Annotated in this window: 4 protein-coding genes and 1 pseudogene; 3 read left to right on the top strand and 2 right to left on the bottom strand. The window is 70.8% G+C overall.

Annotated features, from left to right (window positions below):
- Positions 1-326 precede the first annotated feature (326 nt).
- Positions 327-490, top strand: a pseudogene (locus ACFUJR_RS38715) (IMP dehydrogenase); the annotation flags it as partial.
- A gap of 62 nt (positions 491-552) precedes the next feature.
- Here the strand turns inward: ACFUJR_RS38715 and ACFUJR_RS38710 are convergent.
- Both ACFUJR_RS38710 and ACFUJR_RS38705 read right to left on the bottom strand, forming a co-directional pair.
- Positions 553-1,860: a CoA transferase gene (locus ACFUJR_RS38710; RefSeq protein WP_383180790.1), complete on the bottom strand. Its 1,308-nt coding sequence runs from the start codon at positions 1,858-1,860 to the stop codon at positions 553-555.
- Between the two features lie 87 nt (positions 1,861-1,947).
- On the bottom strand, positions 1,948-3,486 hold the full coding sequence (locus ACFUJR_RS38705) for a S8 family serine peptidase (RefSeq protein WP_383180787.1): 1,539 nt from the start codon (positions 3,484-3,486) through the stop codon (positions 1,948-1,950).
- Between the two features lie 294 nt (positions 3,487-3,780).
- Between ACFUJR_RS38705 and ACFUJR_RS38700 the strand changes: the two genes are divergently transcribed.
- Positions 3,781-4,164, top strand: a complete 384-nt coding sequence (locus ACFUJR_RS38700) for a DUF485 domain-containing protein (protein WP_383180784.1) — start codon at positions 3,781-3,783, stop codon at positions 4,162-4,164.
- Positions 4,161-5,150 (top strand): cation acetate symporter (locus ACFUJR_RS38695; protein ID WP_383451256.1); only part of this gene is annotated, 990 nt, incomplete at its 3' end. The genes ACFUJR_RS38700 and ACFUJR_RS38695, both read left to right, overlap by 4 nt.

Genomic DNA, 5,150 nt, shown 5'->3' with positions numbered 1-5,150 from the left:
GAAACCTTACGTGTGGACCAAGACTGCGGACGAGATCCTTGAACGCCTCGCCAGCTATCTGAACAGAATTCCAGACTCAGAACACTAGGTCGTGTCGTCGAAGTCCCGTCTGCCCGCCCTTCGGGCGGACGACGCTACTTTGACGACACTCCTTAGCGGGTCCGGACGATCCGGTCCGGCGCGAACAGCTCCGCACCGACGAAAGGCGTGTCGGACGTCACGGAGAGCGTGAGACCCGTCCCCGCCAGTCGCGCCGGCGCAACGTCCGTACCCTGCAACGGAGTTCCTCCCCCTACGGCGGCCCCTTCGACGATCGTACGCAGAGCGTCGCGCCCGTCCGCGCGTCCATCCCCGCGCTGCTCCCGGACGTGCTCGACGGCGCCGTCGACCCGTCCCCGGTCTTCGACCCGGCGGTCGGCCTCGGAGGCGTCCCGGTCGGCTGAAGGCCATGGACGACCGCACCGCCCTGAAGGTCCTCGTCAAGCCCTGAGGACGGCACGACGCCGAGCCGCTCGGTCCGGAGGCCCCCGCCCCCGGGCCGTTCCGGCCGGCTCAGGCCTCCGACCACACCGGGTCGTCGCCGCCCTGGAGGCCCGGTGGGCGGGACCACGCCGTGGGGCCGCCCTCGTACCTGACGGGCGACACCGCGTGGCGCAGCAGGCCCAGGGGGCCGGACGTCTCCGTGAGGTGGTCCTCCGGGACGTAGCGGGGGAGGGCGTGCGTCAGCCAGTGGCCCGTCTGCGCCAGGGCCAGGCGTACGAGACGCGTGCCGCCCTCGCTCTCCTGCTCCGTCAGGGACCGCAGCACGGCCGCCGCGAGCAGATACCCCGACCCGTGGTCCAGGGCCTGCGCGGGCAGTGCGCCCGGCTCGTCCGCCGAGCCCTCCTCCGTCGCGATCCCGGTCGCCACCTGCACCAGGCTGTCGAAGCCGCGCCGTTCGCCCCACGGCCCGTAGTCGCCCCACGCGGAGATCCGCGCGATCACCAGACCGGGACGGTGGAGACCGAAGCGCTCCAGGGCGCCGGGGCGGTAGCCGGTGACCAGGACGTCCGCCTCGTCCAGCAGCGCGTGGAGGGCGCGCCGGTCCGAAGGCCGGTCCAGGTCGAGCGCCGCCGTCCGCTTGCCGACGTTCGTGTCCGCGTGCTGGTCGGGCAGTTCGGGGTTGCCCGGCGGGTCGATCCGGAGCACGTCCGCGCCGAGCAGCGCCAGCGTCCTCGTCGCGACCGGCCCGGCGAGGACCCGGGTCAGGTCCAGGACCCGCAGGGGGCCCGGGCGCCGCTTCCCGGCCGGGGCAGCGTCGTCCAGTCGCTCCCGCGTCAGCAGCGGCCGCGCCGCCACCTCCTGGCCCTGCTCGTGCGCCGCCCACTCCTCCGGCGTGCGCAGGGCGACCGCGAGGCCCCCGGCCGCGTAGGCCGCCGTCTCGGCCTCGACCGCCTTCCGCTCGGCGATCGCCGCCGCCACGGCCTCCACCGACTCCTCCCGGACGCCCAGCGCGGAGAGCAGCGCCGCCCGGTGGTGGGGATAGTTCGCGTGCGTACGGACCCAGCCGTCGGACGCCCTCCAGAAGCGGGACAGCGGCGCGAAGTTCACCGGTGCCCGGCCGTCGACCCGGAGGTGACGCTCGCTCACGAAGGCCGTGGCGACGGCCCCGTCGTCCACCCGGACCCTCCCCGGCAGACCACTGCGCTCCGCCGCCGCCAGGCCCGCGACCGCCACCGTCGCCCGCGCCAGGTCCATCACCGGCAGCCGTGCCGGCAGGAGCCCCGACGGGCCGGTGAACGCCACCCGGTCCACCAGGGAGGGATCGCCGCCCAGGGCCGACCACAACAACTCCGTACCCGTACGCACTGTGTTGTCCATCCCGGCATGATGGCACTCCGTGCCACGCAAAGGGTCCCGGTGTGGCGCACCACACCGGGACCCCCTGACAGCCTGTCGGCGTCGTGCCTACCGGCGCACGGCGTCGAGCGCGTTCACCAGACCGGCTCCGTAGAAGCCGTTCTTGTTCTTGCCGCCCACGCACACCGCGTCGACGGTGCCGTCGGCGTTGATGTCGTACGGGTTCGTGCAGGCGCGGTCGTCGGCCTGCGCGTACAGCATCGCCTTGAGCGCGGCCGGGCTCGCCTTCGGGTGCGTCGACTTCAGCAGCGCGAGCACACCGGCGGCGTGCGGCGAGGCCATCGACGTACCGGCCTTGTAGTTGAAGCCGCCGTTGACCGTGGTCGACAGGATCCGGCCGTTGACCGCGGGCGCGTCCGGGGTCTGGTACTCGGTGCGGTCGCCGCCGGGCGCCGCGACGTCGATGACGCCGTGACCGTAGTTGGAGTACGAGGCCTTCAGGTCCTTGGCACCGGTCGCGGAGACCGTGACCACGCCCGGCAGCATCGCCGGGTAGTCCAGGCACTCCTTCGGGTCGATGACACGGGTCACCGGCGTGGTGTCGTTCGGGCTGCTGTCGTCGGTGAGCTCGTCCGACGCCAGGTCCATGGCGGAGTTGCCGGCCGCCGCCACGTTGACGGTGCCCTTGCGCTCCGCGTAGCGCGTCGCGCGGGTCACGGCCTCGATCAGGGCCTTCTGGTCGGCGTCGTTCTTGCACGCGAACAGCCACGGGTCCGTGTAGTAGCTGTTGTTGGTGATCTCGACGCCGCGCTCGGCCGCCCACATGAAGCCGCAGACGACGGCCTCGGTGTAGAAGAAGCCGTCGGGGGTGGACACCTTGATGCCCGAGACCTTCACGCCCGGCGCGACACCGGTGATGCCGGTGCCGTTCTTGGCGGCGGCGATCGTGCCGGCGACGTGCGTGCCGTGGTCGCTCTCGCCCGGGTTGGGACGCCACGAGCCGGGGGTGATGTCCGGCTTGCCCGTCACGCAGTTGGCCGAGGCCTTGGCGTCGAAGTTCGGCGCCAGGTCCGGGTGGGTGTCGTCGACACCCGTGTCGATGACACCCACCGTCACGTTCCGGCTGCCGAGCGTCCTCTTGTGGGCCTTGTCCGCCTGGATGGCGGGCAGGTCCCACTGGAGCGGCTCGAGCGCGTCCTGGTCGTCCGTCGCACGGGCCGCGGCGGACGTGGCCTCGGACGCGGTGAGCGCCTGGCCGCCCTCGCCGACGGAGGTGTCGGTCTGGACGGAGAGCGGGGCGGTGCGCGTCGAACCGGCGGACACCACACCCCGGGCCTTACGGATCGTCGTCGCGAACTCGGGGTTCTGCGAGTGGACGACGATGACGCCTATCTGGTCATAGGAGATGACCACCGTGCCACCGGCCCTGGCTATCGCCTTCTTCACCGAGGCGATCGTCTTGCGACCCCGGTCGACGTTGACGACGTACGACAGCTTCGGGGCGCTCGTCGAGACGGCGGGCGTCGCCGGGGTGTCGCTCGCCACCGCGGCGGAGGCGCCGGTCGGAAGGAAGGCGAGCGAGGCCGTGAGCGCGAGGCCGGCCGGCAGAGCGAGTACTCGGCCGCGTCTCGATCCCAGATGAGCCATGGGTTCTCCACATCATCCGTATGTACTGCCCGCCGGCGGATTGCGGACGGGCAGGTGCATGACGAGTGAAGCTATCGCTGATCTTCCCGCCCCATCAATGAGTTGAGAGGATTTCCTGCAGATCCGGAGGAAGATCCAGGAGAGGATCCAGGGCGGAAAACCACTCCGGTGAACCACTTCGCTCCGCGCTCCGTGCCGTTGTGCAGGGGAGCCGCTCCGGTAGGAGCCCGTTCCCCACCCCCCAGTGAGGCCCCTTTGTCCATGCCCACAGCACCCGCGTCGCGAGGAGATTCCGTGGCAACCGAAGCACTGCCGCCGCCCCAAGGCGGCACGGAGGCCCCCACCGGCCCCGCCCAGCCCACGACCGAGGCGTTCGTCGAGGTGCAGGAGAGTGCGGAGTTCGGCGAACTGCGCCGCACATACCGCTCCTTCGCCTTCCCCCTGACGGTCGCCTTCATCGCCTGGTACCTGCTCTACGTGCTGCTCTCCAACTACGCGGGCGGCTTCATGGGGACCACACTCTTCGGCAACATCAACGTGGCTCTCGTCCTCGGCCTCGGCCAGTTCGTCACGACCTTCCTCATCGCCTGGCTCTACTCGCGGCACGCGGCCAACCGCCTCGACCCGAAGGCCGAGGCCATCAAGTCCCGTATGGAGCACCCGGAGGCCGACGCGTGAGCAGCACCCTTCTCCTCGCGGCGGGCAACGCCACCAGCGAGCACCGCCCGCTGATCATCACCCTCTTCGGGGCGTTCGTCGTCGCCACGCTCGTCATCACCGTCTGGGCCGGCCGCCAGACCAAGAGCGCCGCCGACTTCTACGCCGGCGGCCGCCAGTTCACCGGCTTCCAGAACGGCCTCGCGATCTCCGGCGACTACATGTCCGCCGCGTCCTTCCTCGGCATCGCGGGCGCCATCGCGCTCTTCGGCTACGACGGCTTCCTGTACTCGATCGGCTTCCTGGTCGCCTGGCTGGTCGCCCTGCTCCTGGTCGCCGAGCCGCTGCGCAACTCCGGCCGGTTCACCATGGGCGACGTCCTCGCCTACCGCATGCGCCAGCGCCCCGTCCGCACCGCCGCCGGCACCTCCACGATCGTCGTCTCGATCTTCTACCTGCTCGCGCAGATGGCAGGCGCGGGCGTCCTCGTCTCCCTGCTCCTCGGCATCACCAGCGACGGCGGCAAGATCGCCATCGTCGCCCTGGTCGGCGTCCTGATGATCGTGTACGTCACCATCGGCGGCATGAAGGGCACCACCTGGGTGCAGATGGTCAAGGCCGTCCTGCTCATCGCGGGCACGCTCCTGATCACCTTCCTCATCCTGCTGAAGTTCGACTTCAACCTCTCCGACCTGCTCGGCGCCGCCGCCACCAACAGCGGCAAGGGCCAGGCGTTCCTGGAGCCCGGTCTCAAGTACGGGGCCACCGCCATCTCGAAGCTGGACTTCCTCTCGCTCGGCATCGCCCTCGTCCTCGGCACCGCCGGCCTGCCGCACATCCTGATCCGCTTCTACACGGTGCCCACCGCCAAGGCCGCCCGTAAGTCGGTCAACTGGGCCATCGGCATCATCGGCGCGTTCTACCTGATGACGATCGTCCTCGGCTTCGGCGCCGCGGCCCTGCTGAAGAACAGCGACGTCATCGCCTCGAACAAGGCGGGCAACACC

This window comes from Streptomyces sp. NPDC057271, assembly GCF_042668715.1.
Taxonomy (GTDB): domain Bacteria; phylum Actinomycetota; class Actinomycetes; order Streptomycetales; family Streptomycetaceae; genus Streptomyces.
The sequence above is the reverse complement of the archived record's forward strand: the minus strand, read 5'-3'. Positions and strand labels throughout refer to the sequence as shown.

Bases quoted from the DNA above. Each gene is read 5' to 3' on its own strand.
- ACFUJR_RS38705 (WP_383180787.1), bottom strand. From the start codon at position 3,486: ATGGCTCATCTGGGATCGAGACGCGGCCGAGTACTCGCTCTGCCGGCC.
- ACFUJR_RS38710 (WP_383180790.1), bottom strand. From the start codon at position 1,860: ATGGACAACACAGTGCGTACGGGTACGGAGTTGTTGTGGTCGGCCCTG.